Annotated in this window: 14 protein-coding genes; 5 read left to right on the top strand and 9 right to left on the bottom strand. The window is 68.7% G+C overall.

Annotated features, from left to right (window positions below; genetic code table 11):
* Window positions 1–102: 102 nt before the first annotated feature.
* From ybiB to AC1DW3_RS16140, 3 genes are all read right to left on the bottom strand, one after another.
* Window positions 103–1,026, bottom strand: coding sequence for a DNA-binding protein YbiB (ybiB, locus tag AC1DW3_RS16150; protein ID WP_477932677.1), 924 nt, complete (start codon window positions 1,024–1,026; stop codon window positions 103–105).
* A gap of 64 nt (window positions 1,027–1,090) precedes the next feature.
* Window positions 1,091–1,672, bottom strand: coding sequence for an outer membrane beta-barrel protein (locus tag AC1DW3_RS16145; protein WP_477932675.1), 582 nt, complete (start codon window positions 1,670–1,672; stop codon window positions 1,091–1,093).
* Window positions 1,673–1,808: 136 nt separating this feature from the next.
* The gene (locus AC1DW3_RS16140; RefSeq protein ID WP_477932673.1) at window positions 1,809–2,390 is read right to left on the bottom strand and encodes an outer membrane beta-barrel protein; all 582 of its coding nucleotides are present in this window, start codon (window positions 2,388–2,390) and stop codon (window positions 1,809–1,811) included.
* Between the two features lie 207 nt (window positions 2,391–2,597).
* Here AC1DW3_RS16140 and AC1DW3_RS16135 point away from each other — a divergent pair, with 207 nt between their 5' ends.
* Entirely contained in the window at window positions 2,598–5,531 is a 2,934-nt protein-coding gene (locus AC1DW3_RS16135) for an HD domain-containing phosphohydrolase (RefSeq protein WP_477932672.1), read from the top strand.
* On the opposite strand, the gene AC1DW3_RS16130 is transcribed toward AC1DW3_RS16135, so the two are convergent.
* Together AC1DW3_RS16130 and AC1DW3_RS16125 are read right to left on the bottom strand one after the other, a co-directional pair.
* Complete coding sequence (locus tag AC1DW3_RS16130; RefSeq protein ID WP_477932670.1) at window positions 5,519–6,424, bottom strand: DUF4399 domain-containing protein; 906 nt, start codon at window positions 6,422–6,424, stop codon at window positions 5,519–5,521. The genes AC1DW3_RS16135 and AC1DW3_RS16130 overlap by 13 nt on opposite strands.
* Window positions 6,425–6,499: 75 nt before the next feature.
* Window positions 6,500–7,537, bottom strand: coding sequence for an ornithine cyclodeaminase (locus AC1DW3_RS16125; protein ID WP_477932668.1), 1,038 nt, complete (start codon window positions 7,535–7,537; stop codon window positions 6,500–6,502).
* Window positions 7,538–7,662: 125 nt separating this feature from the next.
* On the opposite strand from AC1DW3_RS16125, the gene AC1DW3_RS16120 reads away from it, so the two are divergent.
* The 3 genes from AC1DW3_RS16120 (at window position 7,663) to AC1DW3_RS16110 (ending at window position 9,854) form a co-directional block, all read left to right on the top strand.
* The gene (locus AC1DW3_RS16120) at window positions 7,663–8,088 is read left to right on the top strand and encodes an Lrp/AsnC family transcriptional regulator (RefSeq protein ID WP_477932666.1); all 426 of its coding nucleotides are present in this window, start codon (window positions 7,663–7,665) and stop codon (window positions 8,086–8,088) included.
* A 41-nt stretch (window positions 8,089–8,129) separates the two neighbouring features.
* Window positions 8,130–9,059 (top strand): patatin-like phospholipase family protein, encoded by a 930-nt coding sequence (locus tag AC1DW3_RS16115; RefSeq protein ID WP_477932664.1) that lies wholly within the window; start codon window positions 8,130–8,132, stop codon window positions 9,057–9,059.
* 159 nt (window positions 9,060–9,218) lie between these two features.
* Entirely contained in the window at window positions 9,219–9,854 is a 636-nt protein-coding gene (locus tag AC1DW3_RS16110; protein ID WP_477932662.1) for an LON peptidase substrate-binding domain-containing protein, read from the top strand.
* On the opposite strand, the gene AC1DW3_RS16105 is transcribed toward AC1DW3_RS16110, so the two are convergent.
* Genes AC1DW3_RS16105 through AC1DW3_RS16095 form a run of 3 tightly spaced genes read right to left on the bottom strand, consistent with a single transcriptional unit; the run spans window position 9,832 to window position 14,586 of the window.
* Window positions 9,832–10,659, bottom strand: coding sequence for a lysophospholipase (locus tag AC1DW3_RS16105; RefSeq protein WP_477932660.1), 828 nt, complete (start codon window positions 10,657–10,659; stop codon window positions 9,832–9,834). The two genes, AC1DW3_RS16110 and AC1DW3_RS16105, sit on opposite strands and share 23 nt — an antisense overlap.
* The gene (locus AC1DW3_RS16100; RefSeq protein WP_477932658.1) at window positions 10,656–11,573 is read right to left on the bottom strand and encodes a YihY/virulence factor BrkB family protein; all 918 of its coding nucleotides are present in this window, start codon (window positions 11,571–11,573) and stop codon (window positions 10,656–10,658) included. Before AC1DW3_RS16100 ends, AC1DW3_RS16105 begins: the two co-directional genes overlap by 4 nt.
* A gap of 52 nt (window positions 11,574–11,625) precedes the next feature.
* Window positions 11,626–14,586: a TonB-dependent receptor plug domain-containing protein gene (locus AC1DW3_RS16095; protein WP_477932656.1), complete on the bottom strand. Its 2,961-nt coding sequence runs from the start codon at window positions 14,584–14,586 to the stop codon at window positions 11,626–11,628.
* Between the two features lie 258 nt (window positions 14,587–14,844).
* Here AC1DW3_RS16095 and gntR point away from each other — a divergent pair, with 258 nt between their 5' ends.
* Entirely contained in the window at window positions 14,845–15,891 is a 1,047-nt protein-coding gene (gntR, locus tag AC1DW3_RS16090; RefSeq protein ID WP_477932654.1) for an HTH-type transcriptional regulator GntR, read from the top strand.
* Here the strand turns inward: gntR and AC1DW3_RS16085 are convergent.
* Window positions 15,883–18,213 carry a GH36-type glycosyl hydrolase domain-containing protein gene (locus AC1DW3_RS16085; RefSeq protein WP_477932653.1) on the bottom strand — a complete coding sequence of 777 codons (2,331 nt, stop codon included), beginning with the start codon at window positions 18,211–18,213 and terminating at the stop codon, window positions 15,883–15,885. The genes gntR and AC1DW3_RS16085 overlap by 9 nt on opposite strands.
* Window position 18,214: the final 1 nt, after the last annotated feature.

Genomic DNA, 18,214 nt, shown 5'->3' with positions numbered 1-18,214 from the left:
GGAGCGGCCCCATGCCACCCGAGGGCGCGACTCTAGGGAATGTTGCAGTGCCGCAGAACTACATTCTTTTTCGGGCCATATGCCCAAGGTGAATAAGCAACCTCAGTTTGTGGCCAAAACCCGCAGGGCGGCGACCTGTTCGGCGATGCGTGGAGGCACCATTTCGGTGCCTTCCAGCATGGCGCGGATCAGGGCGGCGTTCTCGGCCGGCGCGCAGGCCGGCGACAGCGGCCAGTCCAGATCGGTGGTGTCGGCCGGGTGCAGCGGGGCGGTCTGGCCGTCCTGGAAACCGATCAGATGGGCCTTGCGGCGCAGATGGGCATAAGCCTCGCCCTCGCTGGCGCGCATCAAGAGGGCCCGGCCGCCCCCCGCCGTCAGGCCGGGCAGGGCGTTGCCCATGCTGTCCAGGTACTCCGGATGCGTCACCGCCACGACCCGCACGCCGCGGCCGGCGGGGAAGGGGTCCAGCAGCTTGGCCAGGCTGTGCGAGCTGTTGCGTACGCCCAACCGGGGGCGCAGGGCCATCAGCGCGTTCAAGCCAGGGTTGAGCATCTGCAAAGGCAGGACGGCCAGTCTGTCGCTTGTTAGCCTCGCCTCGGCGTCCGCCAGCGATCCGCTGGCGGACAAGCCCAGGGCGTCCAGCAACTCGAAGGGGCTGTGGCGGCTGTCGAAGTCATGCCGGCCGAAGATCAGCACCGGCACGCCTTCGCGGGCCAGCAGTTGGGCCACCAGCGGCATCAGATTGGCCTGCTTGCGGGCGCCGTTGAAGCTGGGCAGCAGCACGGTGCGTGGCCCTGGGGGCGCGGCCAGCGAGGCCGTGCGGGCCTGCATGGCGGCCAGGAAGCCCGCCACCTCGTCGGCGCTCTCGCCCTTCACGCGCAGCGCGATCAGCATGGCGCCCAGCTCCATGTCGGGCACCTGGCCGTCCAGCATCTCGCCGAAGAGTTCTTCGGCCTGTTCGCGGCTCAGGTCGCGCGCTCCCCGGGCGCCGCGGCCCAGTTCCTTGATCAGCGGGGCGTAGTTCATGGCGCGAGTGTAGGAACGACAAAGGCCGCACAAGGCGGCCTGGGAAATGACTCGCGCGGAAGGATCAGAAAGAGAAGGTCGCGCCGAGCGACACGAGGCGCACGCTGCCCTTCTGTCCGCTCATCTGTGCTTGGCTGGCGTCCACGCCGAGTTCGAGCTTGACGCTGCTGTTGAGTGCGTAGCTGACGGCGAGGCCCGCCACCGGCCTGGTCTCGCTCTCGGCCGCATCCCCACTCTGGGCGCCGAAGGAGAAGTTGGTGCGAGTCTTCACCTGCGCCACGCCGAGGCGAACYGTCATGCCCCAGTCGCTGCCCAGGGGCAGCGCGTAGGCGCCACCGAACACGAGGGCCGAGGGCTTGAGCGTGACGGTGCCGGCGGGGGTGCCGGCGATGCTGGCAATGCCGGCGTGGGCCTTGCCGAAGTTGATGTAGCTGCCTTCCAGGCTGAAGCCATTGCCGAAGCTGTAGCCGAAGACCAGCTTGCCGCCGGTACCGCTGTTGTCACAGGACGTGGTGCCGGAGCAGTCAGCGCTCAGGCGGGTCGAGCCCGCTGCAGCTGTGACATAGAACGGACTGGGAGCGGGCTCCGCGGCCTGGGCGGCGGTCGCTGCGAACAGTGCGGCAAGAACGAAGGCATGTGTCTTCATGAGAGATTCCCTGTGACTTGGAGGGGCCGGCCGTATGACCGGCCCGGCCCGGTTGAGGCGGCCCGCATGCTAACTACGACATGCGTGTCATCCGGGTGCCCTTGTCACGGGAATCAGGCTCAGGTGAATATGTCCATCAGAAGGCCATGCGCGCGCCCAGCGACACCATGCGCACGTTGTGGCGTTCGCCCAGGTAGTGGGCGCGGGTGGTGTCCACGCCGAGTTCGACGCGGGTCGATGGCGTCACCGCGTAGTTGACGCCGACGCCGACGATGGGCTGGGTCTTGCTCTGACTGTCCGAGCCGCTCATCGTGCCGGCCTCGGCATCGAGCTTGGTGCGCACGCGGGCGACGCCCAGACGGCCGACCACGCCCCAATCCGGTGTCAGGTTGGCCGTGTAGGCGCCGCCGAAGTGCAGGGCCTCGGGCCTGGCGCTCAAGCCCAGCAGGCCCCGCGAGGCATGGAACTTGCCGAAGTTGGTGTAGCCACCTTCCAGCGACAGGCCGTTGCCGAAGCCATAGCCGAACACGGCCTTGCCGCCGAGGGCGTTGCGGTCGCACGCGTGCCCGCCTGTGCAATCGGTATTCAGATGGCTTTGGCCCAGGGACACCAGGCCATAGGTGTGAGCGGCGGTGATGCTGCCGCTCGGTCGTGTGGATTGGGCCTGGGCACTGGCGGCCAGGGCGAGAACGGCAAGACTGAGTGCGATCTTTTTCATGGGACTGCTTTCCTACTTCATCCATGGCAGCGCAGGCGCCGGGTGGGGCCTGCGACGAGTTGCGACCGGTCGTCGCCAGGCCATCCTGGTTGTCGACTGGGCGCGAACTTGTAGGACTTGGCGCCCCCGGCCACTCCAACCGGTAACCGCAGGCAAAGTAGCCGTGACACGGGGATACTGCTGCAACGCTGCTGCCTCACGGGTTCCATGCCGCTTCTCAAGCCCAAGACGCTTTACATCACGCTGAGCTTTCTGATGGTGGGCCTGGTGGCCCTGGTGTACGGCGTGCTGCTGCTGCACGAGCGCTCGCGCAGCGACGCGCTGATGCTTCAACAGGCCAGCGCGGCGGCCAAGCGCATCGGGCGCGAGGCGGCGGCAGCCGTCGAGACCGAGCTGAGGCCGGCGCGCGTCAGCGTGGCCCTGCTGGCGACCGGCGCCCTGGGTCGCGCGGGCAATGAAGCCGAGCGCCTGGCGGCCCTTCCGCAGATGGCGGCGGCCCTGCGCGTCAATGCCTCGGTGTCGGCCGTCTATGCCGGCAACTCGGGCGGCTCCTTCGTGCTGCTGCGCCGCCTCAGCGACGCGGCGACGCGCAAGCGCATGGATGCCCCGGCCGAGGCGGCCTTCGGGCTGCAGAGCGTCAACCGCGACGGCGGCGCCGCCCCGCGGGGCAGCTACCGCTTCTACGACGAGGCCTTGCGAGAGCTGCAGCAGCGCGACCGCGCCGAGTACGACTTCGACCCGCGCACACGGCCCTGGTATGCGCTGGCCCGCAAGGCCGGCGAGGGTCAGCTCGTGCAGTCGGCGCCCTACCGCTTCTTCACGACGGGCGAGCCTGGCGTGACGCTGGCCCAGGCCCATGGCGGCGCCATCGTTGGTGCCGACGTCAGCCTGAAGGCCTTGAGCGAAATGCTGATGCGGCCGCAGATCAGCCGTTCGGCCGAGCTGCTCATCGCGACGCAGGAAGGCGAGATGCTGGCCGAGGCCCGGCGCGAGCGCGGCCCGGCGCTGAAGGATGGCCAGAGCCTGCCGCGCGTGGGTGAGTCGGCGTCGCCGCTGATGCGCGAGCTGTGGCAGCGCCGCGATGGCGAGGGTCATCTCACGTCGGTGCAGACGATAGACGGCCGCGAGTGGGTCAGCCATGCGCTGCCGCTGACGGGTACCGTGGAGGCCGGCGCGCCGCTGCTGCTGCTGATGGCCGCGCCGCGCGAGGAGCTGCAGGCCTTCCAGCTCGAAAGCCGCCGCCACAGCTTCTACATCTCGCTGGCGCTGATGCTGTTGCTGCTGCCGCTGGTGCATCTGCTGGCCGACCGGGTGTCGCGCCCGCTGCGCAATCTCGCGCGCCAGGCCGAGGCCATCGAGCGCTTCGAGTTCGACGGCGCCGACCCCAAGCGCAGCCTGATCCGCGAGGTCGACCGCCTGGCCATCGCGATGACGGCGATGAAGCATTCGCTGCGGCGCTTCCTCGACATCAGCGACGCGCTGAGCGCCGAGCGCGATTTCGACACCTTGCTGGACCTGATCCTGCGCGAGACCATCGCCGTGGCCGGCGCCAGCGGTGGCTCCGTCCACCTGCTGTCGGCCGATGGCCTGACGCTGGAGCCGGCGGCCTCGCGCGTCGGCGGCGAGACGTCGGCGCGCCGTGGCATGACCTGGCAGGTGAACGCGCCCGACAGCGTGGCCGCGCCGGTGCATGCATTGCGTGCCAACGGGCCGGTGGAAGTCGACCTGAGCTGGGACGACCCCGCCCACCTGGCAGCCTATGAGCGGCTGTTCGCCGCCCTCGGCGCTTCGCGCATGCGCCTGCTGTCCGTGCCGCTGAAGAACAGCCAGCACGACACCATAGGCACGCTGACGCTGACTTTCCCGCGCTCCGCCGAGCGGCCGTTCGAGCCCCTGGGCGCTGCCCGCGTGGCCTTTGTCAGCGCGCTGTCGGGCACGGCCGCCATTGCCATCGACAACCAGCTGCTGCTGCGCGCGCGCAAGGAGCTGCTGGAGGCCTTCATCCAGCTCGTCGCCGGCGCCATCGACGCCAAGAGCCCCTACACCGGTGGCCACTGCCAGCGCGTGCCGGAGCTGACCAAGATGCTGGCCCAGGCCGCATGCGACGCGACCGAGGGCCGCTTCGCCGGCTTCACGATGGATGCCGAGCAGTGGGAGGCCTTGCATATCGCCGCCTGGCTGCACGACTGCGGCAAGGTGACGACGCCGGAGTACGTCGTCGACAAGGCCACCAAGCTCGAGACCATCTACAACCGCATCCACGAGATCCGCAGCCGCTTCGAGGTGCTCAAGCGCGATGCGCTGATCGAGAATCTGGAGGCCGAACTGGGCGAGGCCGGCGTGCAGCGCGCCCGCGCGGCGGCGGCCGGGCCCCAGGCCGAGCTGGACGCCGATTACGCCTTCGTCGCGACCAGCAATGTGGGCGGCGAGACCCTGGACCCCGAAGCCGTCGCACGGCTGCGCCGCGTGGGCGAAAAACGCTGGTCGCGCACGCTGGACGACACGCTGGGCCTGTCCATCGAGGAACTGCGCCGTCTGCCCAAGCCGCGCCCTTCGCTGCCAGCCACCGAGCGCCTGCTGCAGGACCGGCCCGAGCACATCCTGCCGCGCCCGCCGACGGATCAGCTGGCCGGCGACAACCGCTGGGGCTTCAAGCTCAGGCAGCCCGAACACCTCTATCACCGCGGCGAACTGCACAACCTCGCCATCGCGCGCGGCACGCTGACGGAGGAAGAGCGCTACAAGATCAACGACCACATCGTGCAGACGCTGAAGATGCTGCACGAGCTGCCCTTCCCGAGGCATCTGCAGGATGTGCCCGAGATCGCCGGCGGCCACCATGAGCGCATGGACGGCAAGGGCTATCCGCGTGGCCTGACCGGCGAGCAGATGAGCCCGCAGGCCCGCATGATGGCGATTGYCGACGTCTTCGAGGCGCTGACGGCCGACGACCGGCCCTACAAGCCGGGCAAGCGCCTGTCCGAGGCGCTGTCCATCATGAAGCGCATGGTGGGCGAGGGCCACCTCGACCCGGCGCTGTTCGATCTCTTCCTGCGCTCGGGTGTCTGCCTGGCCTATGCGCGGCGCTTCATGGCGGCGCCGTTGATCGATGTGGAGGACGTCAGCGCCTACCTGTCATGACGGGTGACGCTGAAGCGGATCGGGGCGGCCTTGAGCAGTGGCTCGCCCGCGCCGTCATGCAGGGCCACGACGACCTCGAACTCGCCCAGCGGCAGATCGACGATGGCCTCGCTGCGGCCATCGACGAGGTTCTGGCGCACCGTGTTGCCGCCCCCCTTGGGAGTGAAGCTCAGGCGGAAGTGGCCGGTGTCCTTGATGCTGGTGCCGGCTGGCGCCACGCCCAGGCCGGCACCGAGCACGCCGAGTGACAGCGTGAAGGGGCTGGACACGGCCTCCTCGTCGCGCAGGTTCTTCACATAGACCTCGCGGCCGGCCGCGGTGCGCGGTGCCGCGCGCAGGTCTGCGTACCAGGCCTCGCAGCTGTCGCGATCGCCCGCAACGATCCTGGGTGCAGGGTCGCTGGCGCGCTTGCCCACGACCTCGATGGCGATCTCGTTGCTGAAGACGAAATACGGTTTGTGGGCGTGGTCGGCGAACAGCAGGCGCAGCGTGTGCCGGCCCGGCGGCAGGTCGATCTCGGTGCCGGTCTGGGCCTTGCCGAAGTGCTTGTGCGTGTTCGAGAAGGGGATGGGCGCCGTGTGGTCGCGCGGCAGCGGCGTGTCGATGAGGATGTGGTGGTGGCCGGCCTTCTCGTTGGCATTGCCGGCCGGGATGACGCCCATGCCGCGGATGCCGAATTCGACCCAGAAGGGCGTGCGCACGCGGTAGCCGCTCTTGAGGTTGCTGAAGTGCACCGAGACCGGCTCGCGCACGTCGACGGCCGTGCGCTGGGCGGTGTGTGCCAGCCAGCACTGGCGCTCCAATGGGTCGGCGGGCAGGGGCTCCGCCCAGGCCAGGGCGGGCAGCAGACCCAGCGGCCAGAGGCGGCGGGTCAGTCGAGCGGCAGATCCCATGCGAGCCCTCCGTCAGCGTGTGCCACCGATTCTGGTGGCTGCTGCTGCCGCAGAGCGTCGTGAAAGTTGCGGACGTCAGGCCGCCTGAAGCTGGTGGGTCAGATGCAGTTCGCCGAACAGATCCTTGGGGTCATCCATCTGCGGGATCAGGCTCAGCGGCGCGCCCAGGCCGAGCTGCTGGGCCATGTCGCTGAGCAGGCGCAGCGCGGAGTAGTCCTCCAGCGCAAAGCCGACCGAGTCGAAGACGGTGACCTGGCTGTCCGCTTCGCGGCCTGCGGCCTGGCCGGCGAGCACGCGCCAGAACTCGGTGACGGGGAAGTCGGCCGGCATCTGCTGCATGTCGCCTTCGATGCGCGACTGCGGCTCGAATTCGCAGATCACGCGCGCCATCTCCAGCACGCCGCGGTGCAGTTCGGTCTTGCCGGGGCAGTCGCCGCCGACGCCATTGATGTGCATGCCGGGCTCGATCATGTCCGGCGTCAGGATGGTGGCGTTGGTCTTGTCGGCGGTGACGGTGGTGACGATGTCGGCGCCCTTGACGGCCTCGGCGGTGGACGCGCAGACGGTCAGTGTCAGGCCCGGCGTGCTGCCGAGGTGGCGCACCAGCTTGGCCGTGGCGGCGGGGTCGATGTCGTAGAGGCGCAGCTCGCGGATGCCGAGCAGGTGGTGGAAGGCCAGGGCCTGGAACTCGCTCTGGGCGCCGTTGCCGATCAGGGCCATGACGCGGCTGTCGGGGCGGGCCAGGCGTTTGGCCACCATCACGGAGGTGGCGGCGGTGCGCATCGCGGTCGTCAGGGTCAGCTCGGAGAGCAGGGCGGGGGCGCCGGTCGACACGTCGGCGAGCACGCCGAAAGCCATCACCGTCGGCAGGCCGAAGCGGTGGTTTTTGGGGTGGCCGTTGACGTATTTGAAGCTGTAGAGGTTGGCGTCGGCGATGGGCATCAGCTCGATGACGCCGTCCGGTGAGTGGGCGGCGACGCGGGGCGTCTTGTCGAATTCGGCCCAGCGCAGGTAGTCGGCTTCGAGGTAGGCGACGAGGCGGCGAAGTAAATCGGGAAGTCCCACGCGCTGCACGATTCGGGCGACGTCTTGGGTGGTGAGGACGGTGGTCATGAGGGTCTCCGGAGTTCTTGAAGTGGATTCTTCCGGGGCGGCCTGCCAAACAGAAGCGCAACTCTTGCCACGTAATGCATCGCCATTTGGCAGAATGGCAATTGAAATTGACGTTTTGATCAAAAATGGATGCTCTCGACCAGCAACTCCTCGCCCTGCTGCGCACCGATGCCCGGGCCAGCGTCGCCCTGCTTGCGGCCAAGCTCAAGGTGTCGCGCGGCACCGTCACAAACCGCATCGCGCGCCTGGAGGACGGCGGCGTCATCACCGGCTATACGGTGCGGCTGCGGCCGGACTCGGTGCCCGACCAGATCACCGCCTGGATGAGCATCACGGTGGAGGGCAACCGCACGCGGGAGGTGGTGTCCATGCTGTTGGGAGAGCCCGGCATCACCGGCCTGTTCGACACCAATGGCCGCTGGGACCTGCTGGCCGAGATCCGCAGCTCCAGCCTGCAGGAGCTGGCCGATGTGCTGGAGCGGGTGCGCCTCATCAAGGGCATTGCCGGCACCGAGACCTCCATACATCTGCAAAGCTACAAGCTCGGGTGAACGCCCTCGGTTATCGTGCGCCGCGCTTTCCCGCTTACGACATGACTCCTRCTCTCATCCGCCGCGCCGGGCTTGCCGCCCTGGTCACGGTTCTTGCCGGCTGCTCCGTGCTGCCGACGCAGCCGCCTCAGCCCCCGGTCGTCGTCGTGCCCACGCCGCCACCCGATCCGCCGCCCGTCATCCGGCCGGCGCCCAAGCCGCCCCGCATCGGCCTGGCCCTGGGCGGCGGCGCCGCGCGTGGCTTTGCCCACATCGGCGTCATCCAGGTGTTCGAGGAGAACGGCATCAAGGTCGACTTCGTCGCCGGCACCTCGGCCGGCAGCCTGGTCGCGGCCCTCTACGCCTCTGGCAAGAGCGGCAAGGAGATGCAGACCCTGGCCGAAACCATGGACGAGGGGGCCATCACCGACTGGTCCTTCCCCTTGCGCGGCCTGATCCGCGGCGAGGCGCTGGCGCGCTTCATCCGCGACAAGACCGGCGGCAAGAACATCGAACAGATGGCCCTGCCCCTGGGCATCGTCGCCACCGACCTGTCCGATGGCTCGTCCATCCTGTTCCGCAGCGGCGACACCGGCACGGCCGTGCGGGCGTCCAGCGCCGTGCCGGCCGTGTTCCAGCCGGTGCGCATTGGCCAGCGCGAGTTCGTCGACGGCGGCCTGGTGTCGCCGGTGCCCGTGCGCTTTGCCAAGGAGATGGGTGCTCAGCTCGTCGTGGCGGTGGACATCACCTCGCCGCCCGAGAAGGACCCGCCCGGCGATGCCTTCCGCATGCTGATGCAGACCTTCTCCATCATGGGCCGCAGCATCAACATGTTCGAGCTGAGGGATGCGGACGTCGTCATCCGGCCCAAGCTGGACGGCGTCGGCAGTGCCGACTTCACGGCACGGCGCCGCGCGGTGCAGGCCGGGCGCGAAGCGGCGCAGGCCATCCTGCCCATCCTGCGCCAGCGCATCGCAGAAAAAACCCGCTGAAAATGAAACCCCTCGTCCAAGGAGTACCTTGGCCGGTCCCCCGCGGGGACGGCGATGCTTGCCGGCGTGACCGGCAAGCACATCGCCAGAGCGGGCCGGCTAGGGAGCGGCCCGGCGCTCGGCCCGCGGGGTCCTGTCTCGGATTGGGCAACTGAAGCCATGAACACGACCGAAACGCCGCTGTTCCCGCTGCGCTCGGTGTTCTTTCCGGGCGGTCATCTGGCGCTGCGCATCTTCGAGCCGCGCTATCTGGACATGGTGCAGCGCTGCCATGCGCGTGGCGAGCCCTTCGGCATCGTCGCGCTGACCTCGGGCGACGAGGTGCGGCGGCGCGAAGGTGAGGGCTTCCAGGCGGAAGCGTTTCACGACGTCGGCACGCTGGCACGCATCGAGCATTTCGAGCACGCCCAGGCGGGCCTCATCAGCATCCGCACGCGTGGCACGCAGCGCTTCAAGGTGAGGGGCCCACGCTGCCTCAGCCATGGCCTGTGGGTCGGCGAGCTGGAACTGTTGCCCGACGACCAGATCGTGCCGGTACCCGACGACCTGCGCCAGGCCGCGAAGCAACTGCAGGACCTGCTGGCCGGCTGGAAGGCGCGCGCCCCCGCTGAAGATCTGCCTCTGCAGCCGCCCTATCAATGGGAAGACGCCGGCTGGCTGGCCAATCGCTGGGCCGAACTGCTGCCCATGCCGGTCGAAGCGCGTCAGCGGCTGATGGCGATGGACAACCCGCTGCTCAGGCTGGAGCTGATCGTCGATCGGCTCGACGCGCTCACGCGTTCAGCCAATCCGTAAGCGTCTTCAACACCTCGGCCTTCTCGGGCTCGTTGAAGATCTCATGGAAAAAGCCCGGCCAGGGCTGGGTGGCGACGACGTTGGCGGGCGCGGCGGCCGCGAAGGCCTCGCTGCCGCGCGGCGTGACGCAGCGGTCGGCGCCGGCCCACATCAGCAGCGTGCGCAGCTGCCAGCGCGGCGCATCGCCAATCGCTCGGGCGCCGCCGTCGACGATGAAGCGCGTCAGCCGGGCGGTGATGCGGTCGTGCACCAGTGGGTCGCTGGCATAGGCCTTGACGACGGCGGGGTCGCGACTGATCCAGGCCGGCTTGAGGCCGTTGCTGACGGCCAGGCCCGGGAAGAGCGAGCCGGCCACGGCCAGCAGCAGTTTCTGGAAACCCGACAGGCCCGGGTCCAGTGCCGGCGAGGACAGCACCAGCCCGTCCAGCGGCCGGCTCCAGGCGGCGGGCTGGCCGGTCAGCGCCTCGGCCGCGAAGCGCGCGGCGACGAGGCCGCCCATGCTGTGGCCGAGCAGCACGAAGCGTTTGCCCGGCTGGCGCACGGCGTCGATGACGCGAGCCGTGTCGCGCAGCAGCGCGTCGTGGTCGGGGATGTCGCCCTTGCGGCCCTCGCTGTGGCCATGGCCGCGGTGATCCCAGCCGTGCACGTCCCAGCCAGCGGCGTTCAGCGCGGCCGCGACATGGGCATAGCGCTCGATGTGTTCGCCCAGACCGTGGCAGATCAGGACCTGCCCGCGTGAAGCCGCCGGGGCGGGCCAGTGGCGGAGATGGAGCTTGAGGCCGTCGTCGGTGGTCGTGGTCGTCATCGCGTCGGTGGTGGGGAGGTGGCGTCGGGGCGCAAGTTTGCCCCAGCCGCCTCCGAATCCCGCCGCGAACCCAACACTCTTGCGTAGGCCCAGGTGAACTCGGCGCCGATCAGCAGGATCTGGGCCGAGAAGTACACCCAGACCAGCAGGGCGACGACCGAGGCCGCCGCGCCGAAGCCCGAGGCCACGCCGCTGCGCTGCAGATAGCTGCCGATGCCGTAGCGGCCGAGCGCGAACAGGCCCGCTGTGACGAAGGCGCCGAGCAGCACGTCGCGCCAGGCGACGTGAACCCGCGGCATCAGCTTGAAGATGAGCGCGAAGACGGCGACGACCAGGCCCTGGCTGAAGACGGTGTTGGCGAGCGCGGCGACGCGCAGCCAGTCGCCGAACCAGGGCTGCCACCAGGCCTGCGCGGCGGCCATGGTCGCGTCCAGCAGCAGCGACACCAGCAGCAAAAAGCTCAGGCCGAAGATGAGGCCGAAGCTCAGCAGCCGGGCGCGCAGCCAGTTCAGCCAGCCCTGAACGGGTCGGGCCGGCACGCGCCAGATGGTGTCCAGCGCGTCCTGCAGTTCGGCGAACATCGTTGTCGCACCGACCAACATCAGACCGAGGCCAATGACGGTGCTGAGCCAGCCCCCGACCGGCCAGGAGACCGTCTTCAGCATGCTCTCCACTGTCGTGGCCGCGCTGCTGCCCAGCAGCTCGGTGAGCTGGTCGAAGAGTTCGCCGCGCACCGCCTCGCCACCCCAGACCAGGCCGGCCACCGACACGACGATGAGCAGCAGCGGCGCCAGCGAGAACAGCGTGTAGTAGGCCAGGGCGGCGCCCATGCGCGGGCCGCGGTCGGCCAGGAAGCCATCGAAGGTCAGCTGCAGCACGCGGCCCAGCGGGCGGATCTGATCAAGCCAGCGCATGTCGCGAAGTCTCGCGGCCTGCGCTGGCCGCCGCTGTAGGACGCGGCCGGCCTCAGAACGTCATGCGCGCTCCGATGCGGTATTGGCGGCCCAGCACGTCGAACAGCGCGGGGTTGACGCCATAGCTGGTGTTGGTGGACGGCGCAGCGGGCGGAGCGACATCGGTGACGTTGTCGACCTTCAAGTACAGGCTGACGTCCTTGTTGAGCTTGTAGGTTCCGCCCAGATCCCAGTACAGCGCGCCCTTCATCTTGTTGTTGTCGATGGTCTGGTGGATCGACGTCGAGACCGGGCAGCCGGTCTGGCACTCGATGTACTCCTTGCTGTAGACACCGTCACTGATCCAACGCTGGCCGATGAAGAAGCTGGCGCTGTCGGACTCCCAGGTCTGCGAGAACTGGGTCTTCCACTTCGGCGTGTTGCCGAGATTGACGCCCGCGCTTTCGACCGGGATGGTGCCGACGACGCCGGATTCCGTCAGGAAGCTCTGGGTGTAGGTGGCCAGACCGCGCAGCGTGAGCTTGCCGGGCAGGTTGATGCCGGCGAGGTTGAAGCGGTAGAGCGCCTCCATGTCCACGCCCTTGTTGCGCATCTTGGCGAGGTTGAACGCCTGCAGCGTCACGAACTTCGTCGGGCTGACGAGGTCCATGGCAGCGCAGAACACCTGGTTTCCCGCGACGCAGAGATCGACTTCCTGCTGGATCGAGAACGTGGAGATCACGTCCTTGACCTTGATGTCGAAGTAGTCGATGGAGGCGCTGAAGCCAGGCGCCCAGCTGGGCTGGCTCAGCGTCATGCCGACGACCTTGTTGTTGGCCAGTTCGGGGCGCAGGGCGGTGTTGCCCACGGTGCGCTGCTGGGCGGTGAAGGTGCTGCCCAGGTAGTTGACGTTCTGGTTGATGACCACCGGCGCGGCGTAGAGCTCCGACAGGTTCGGGGCGCGCACATCGCGCGAGGTGACGGCACGCAGGCGCAGGCCGTCGATGCCGGTCTTCCAGGTCGAGCCGACCTTCCAGCTGTTGATGCCGCCCGAGGTGCTGTACTGGGTGTGGCGACCGGCGACGTTGAGGTTGGCCTCGCCCAAGCTGGCGGACTTGAACAGCGGGGCGTTCAGCTCGACGAAGCCTTCCTTGACGTTGTAGGCGCCCGCGGCTGCGTGGTAGTTGCCGGCAAACCAGTTGTTGCCCACGGTGGTGTTCAGCACCGGATCAGCTGGGTAGGCGGTGGTGTTGGGCGTGGCGGGGTAGACGCCATTGCCGTAGGGATCGCCGGTGACCCAATAGCCTTCCTTGCGGGCCTCGGCGCCGAAGGCGACGGCCACCGGGCCGGCCCAGTTGGAGAAGGGCTGGCCGTTGACGCTGAAGCTGGCCACCGTCTGGCGTTGGCGCGAAAGCTGGCGCGGGCCGTTGGCGGGCAACACATAGGCCAGGGCGGCCGGGTCCTGCTTGACGTCGCCAATGATGTTGAGCGGCACGCAGCCCGCAGCCGCGGCCGCCGCGTTGCGGCAGACGATCTGGCCGGACGCATTGCGCACCGCGTCGATGGCGGCGTTGTAGCGCGGGTTCAGCATCATGTTGGCGACATTGATCTCAATGTCGTTGATGCCGTGCTCGAAATAGGCGTCATAGGTCCAGCCCGTGCCCAGGGCGTCGACCTTGCCGTTGGTGCCGAGCACGAAGCGCTTCTGCTCGCGCACGGGATTGACCTCGATGTCCTTCTCGAAGTTGCCGTTGGCCGTGCCGTACTTGAAGCTGGTGATGTTGTTGGCCGCGCAGGCCGTGGCGATGGAGGCCGGCAGATAGGGGTTGTCGCACTGGATCGTCAGGTTGTCGTTCTTGGCGGCGCCGGGGTTGGGGTTGAAGCGCGCGTTGACCTTGGCGAGATTGACGGTGAAATAGATCTCGGCGTCGTCGCTGATGTCCAGGCTGCCGCGCGAGTAGAAGACTTGCCGCTTGAGGTCCATGCCCATGGACGTGCCGCCGCCGACGGTGCCGGCCAGGTCGCCGCCCACGCAGAAGGGCGTGATGCAGCCGGTGACGGCACCGGTGCCGGTGGGCACGCCGGTCGAGCCATAGTTGAACTTGTAGGGCACGCCGTCCTTGCCGAAGGCCGTGCCTTGCAGCGGGCCGTTGGTGATGAGGCCGTACTTGGCGTACTGGAACTGCTGGGCGTTGCGAATGTCGTAGATCTGCGGCTTGCCGTCAGTCGTGCTGCCGAGGCTGCGGACCTGGAAGGCCGGGTTCTGGAACCAGCTGCGGCCATTGGCGCCAGCGCCGCCGAAGCGGGGCGAAGGCACGCCCTTCTCGCGCACGTATTCGGCGCTGACGATCAGGTGGGCACGGTCGTTCAGGAAGCCGCGGCCCCACGCAGCCTGAAGGGTGGCGTTCTGGTCGTCGCCGTAGTTCGTCTGGCCGCCTTCGATATTGGCCTTGAAGCCGGTGAAGCGCTTGTCGGTGATGAAGTTGACCACGCCGCCCACCGCGTCGGAGCCGTAGGAGGCACCGGCGCCGCCGGTCACCACATCCACCTGCGTGATGAGCAGTTGCGGGAACTGGCTCACGTCAGTCACGCCCGTGACGTTGGCAGGCACGACGCGCTGGCCGTCCAGCAGCGTCAGCGTGCGGATGGGGCTGAGGCCGCGCAGGCTCAGGGAACTGAGGCCCTGCACGCCGCTGCTGGTGCTGAAGGTGGAGGTGGTGCGACCCGTGCTGCCTTGCAGTGCGGGCAGCTCGATCAGCGTGTTGAACAGGTTGGGCTGGGCCGACTTCTCCAGGTCGACCGCCGTCAGCGTCGTGGTGGGCGTGGGCTGGGTGAAGCCGCGCTGCGAGATGCGCGAGCCGGTGACGACGACCGTGTTCAGCACATTGCTGTCGGTGCTGGCGGGCGCGTTCTGCTGGCCGGCAGCCGGCGGCGTGGTCGCGTCGGCGGCTTGCGCGTGGGCTGGCAGCGCAATGCTGGCGCAGACGCCCAGGACGGCGAGGTGGATCAGGGTCTTATGGCCGGGGCTGTGCATGAAGGTCTCCTGTTGTTGCAGCTTGATCCGCTGCTTGTCGTGGGACGGCTCTGGTCGGGGCCGGTGGTGGTGAAAAACAAATCTGGATAGCGCTGTCCCGTCGAGCTAAAAAAGGGGGGAGATGGCTCCCCCCAGGTCCGTGAGACAACGGGCAATCCACCGCTGCAATCGCCTGTCGGTTCAACAGGTATTTCATGGGTGGATTGCGCTATCCTAGGCGCCGATCGGAAGGCTTGATATGGGGGATAACATGTAGCCATGCCCAACTCGAAGCCGACTTCCGAGGAACCCGCCCGCCGCCCCCGCGCCACCGGCCGCGTGACCCTCGCGGATGTGGCCCGCGAGGCCGGCGTCAGCCCCATCACGGTGTCGCGCGCATTGCGCGGCGAACGGGCCGTGGCGGCCGAACTCTGCGAGCGCGTGCACGCCGCCGCGACGGCGCTGGGCTATGTGCCCGACCCGGCCGCACGGGCCCTGGCTTCGAGTCGCAGCTCGCATGTGGCGGTGCTCATCCCCAAGCTCAGCAACACGCTGTTCGTCGAGTTGCTGGACGCGCTGCAGCGCAGCCTGATGCTGGCCGGCTACCAGACGCTGATCGGTGTCACCCATTACGACCCGGCCGAAGAGGAGGCCGTGCTGCGCAGCTTCCTGGCGCACCGGCCGGCCGGGCTCATCGTCACGGGCCTGGACCGTAGCCCCGCCGCGGCGGCCCTGATACATGGCAGCGGCGTGCCCTGCGTGCATGTGATGGAGCTGGCCTCGGAGCCCGGCAGTTACAGCGTCGGCTTCTCGCAGCGCGAGGCCGGCCGGGCCATCACCCAGCATCTGCTGGACAGCGGCCGGCGCCGCGTGGCCTATGTGGCCGCCCAGCTCGACCCGCGCACGCTGCAACGCGGCGAAGGCTATGAGCTGGCGATGCAGCAGGCGGGGCTGGGCGCGCAGGTGCGCAAGCTGCTGAGCCCCGAGCCGTCGTCGATGGCGCTGGGCGGCGCGCTGCTGGAGAAGCTGCTGGCGGAAGCGCCCGACACCGACGCCATCTTCTTCTGCAACGACGACCTGGCCCAGGGCGCCTTGCTGGCGGCGCTGCGCCTGGGCGTGAAGGTGCCCGAGCGCGTGGCGGTGGCCGGCTTCAACAACCTGCCGGGCAGCGACCAGATGCTGCCGCCGCTGACCACCGTGGCCACGCCGCGCGTGGAGATCGGCGAGCAGGCGGCGCAGATGCTGATGGCGCTGATGCGCAACCAGGCGGTGGAGCAGCCGCATCTGGACCTGGGCTTCCAGATCCTGCAGCGGGGCTCAAGCTAGTTCGACCTCCAGCCGGTACTCGCGACCGGCTTCGATGTCGCGCACGAGGCCGTCGGGCAAGGGCCGGCCATCCAGCAGCACGCGGCTCTGGCCACTGCGGCGCACCTGCAGATAAAAGCGCGCGCCGCGGAACTCGCGCTCGGCGCTCAGTTCGTTCCAGCCCGAGGGCAGTTGCGGCTTCACACGCAAGCCCATGGCATCGCCTTGCAAGCCGCACAGGCCTTCGATGACCGAGCGATAGGCCCAGGCCGCGGTGCCGGTGTTGAAGAGCTGGCTGGAGCGACCCGCCGTGCGCGGGACCTCGCGGTGGGCGCCGCGGTAGTAGTTGGGGATGAAGACGGGCAACTGGCCGCGCTGCAGATAGTCGCCCCGATCCGGCCCCGGAATCATGCGGCGCAGTGCGCTGTAGGCACGGTCGCCCTCGCCGGCGTCGTACAGGGCGTGCACATAGAAGCTGGCCGCATGGTTGTAGACGGCGCCGTTCTCGGCCGAGCCCGGGTGCTTCTGCGTCACGCGGCCGACGTCGTCGCGCATGCCGGAGTAGGGTGGGTTGAACATCGCCACGCCATGCGGCGTCTCGAGCTGGGCATCGATGGCGACAAGCATCTTGGCGCGCTGCTCGGCGCTGGCCGCGCCGCTCAGCATGGCCCAGGATTGCGGGTTCAGGTAGATGCGGCCTTCGGTGTCGCTCTGCACGCCGAAGACGACGCCGTCATCGGTGATGCCGCGGGCGAACCAGTCGCGGTCCCACAGATGGCGGTTGGCGGCGGCATTGAGTTCGTCCGCGGCGGCCTGCCAGCGTGGGGCCTGCCCGATGCGGCCGGCATCGCGGCATATGCCGCTCCACAGCCGCATCGCGTAAGCGGCCGCCACGGTCAGCCAGCCCGACACGCCGCGGCCCTTGTAGCCCACCATATTCATCGGGTCGCACCAGTCGCCCTGGGCGATGAAGCTCAGGCCGCGCGTATCGCGGTCCTGCTGCAGCCAGGCCATGGCGGCATCGAGCCGCTCGGCCACGGTCATGCCGGCCACTTCAACTTCGAGCAGAGCGAAGTCGGCGGTCTCGTCGAGATAGGCCCGCAGGCAGACCGGCAGCCACACGCAGTGGTCGGTGTGCGGCACCTGGTTGATGTACTTCAGCTCGGCGCCTTCGATGAGCAGGATGCCGTCGGGCATGGAGCCGTTGGCGGCCTGCTGGCTGAGCGCATGCAGCAGCGCGCCACGCGTGACAGCCGGCGCGATATAGGCCATGCCGAGGTTGTCCTGCAGATAGTTGCGGGTCTGCGGATCGGTGCAGAGGCGGTTGACGTCGCCGTGATAGAAAACCTGGCGCGGCAGCCAGTGGTTGACGAAGTTGTCGAACTCGGCGTCGGGCGTCTTGATGCGCAGGCAACCCCGGCCGCCATCGACGTAGGCGGCATAGGCCTCGCGCGTGCGGGCGAAGCCGGCTTCGCTCAGATAGTCCGCTCGCATCCGGGCGATCTCGGCGTCGTCCAGGGCCGGGCCGAAGAGGAAGCGGTAGGTCTCGCTGCCGTTGGGCTGCAGCGTGAGGCGGTACTGCACGCAGGCCGCCGGCGTCTCGTAGCGCGCATCACCGCCTGCGAGCTCCCCGGCCTGCAGGGCGCTCGGGTTGTGCAGCCCGCCTTCGCCCTCGAAGGCCGCCTGCCTGGCCTCCCAGGCATCCGGCGCACGCTCGCAGAGGAAGTGGGTCTTGTCCTTGAGGTGCAGGTTCTTGAAGTGGTCCGCCACCTTCTGGTAGGGCGTCACGCTGCTGGCGACGATGCCGCCGAGGTCGGCCCGCCACTGGGCCGACTGGTTCATCCACGACATATAGCCGATGGGGAAATAGGGCACGACGCTGATGCGCCGCCGGCGGCCGGACAGGTTGGTGACGCGCAGCTCCCACAGCTCGGCGACGTCATCCGTCGGCAGGTTCAAGCTCATTTCAACGCGCAGGCCCAGATGCTCCACCGTCCAGCCCAGGTCGTGGCGGCCGGCGCGGAAGGCGAACGACGCGACGGGCGCGCGCACCGGTTCGTAGGGCGCCGAGAACAGCTCGCCACTGTCCTCGTCCTTCACGTAGACGAAGCGGCCGGGGTGGTGGGCGTAGTAGGCCTGCTCCGGCTGCATGAAGGTCTTGGCCTCCAGGTTGGGGGCATGCGCGTACTTGGCCGGCTCGGGCTGCATGAACTGCGCGACGGCATAGCCGCGGCAGGTCACCTGGATCATCATGCGGCGGTTCCACAGGAAGCCGGCGGCCTGGGGCAGGGCAGTGGGGCTGGTGAGCTGGTAGCGCTCGCCGTTGTCGATGGGGCCAAGCATG

Source organism: Roseateles sp. P2_H4, from assembly GCF_056403315.1.
The sequence above is the reverse complement of the archived record's forward strand: the minus strand, read 5'-3'. Positions and strand labels throughout refer to the sequence as shown.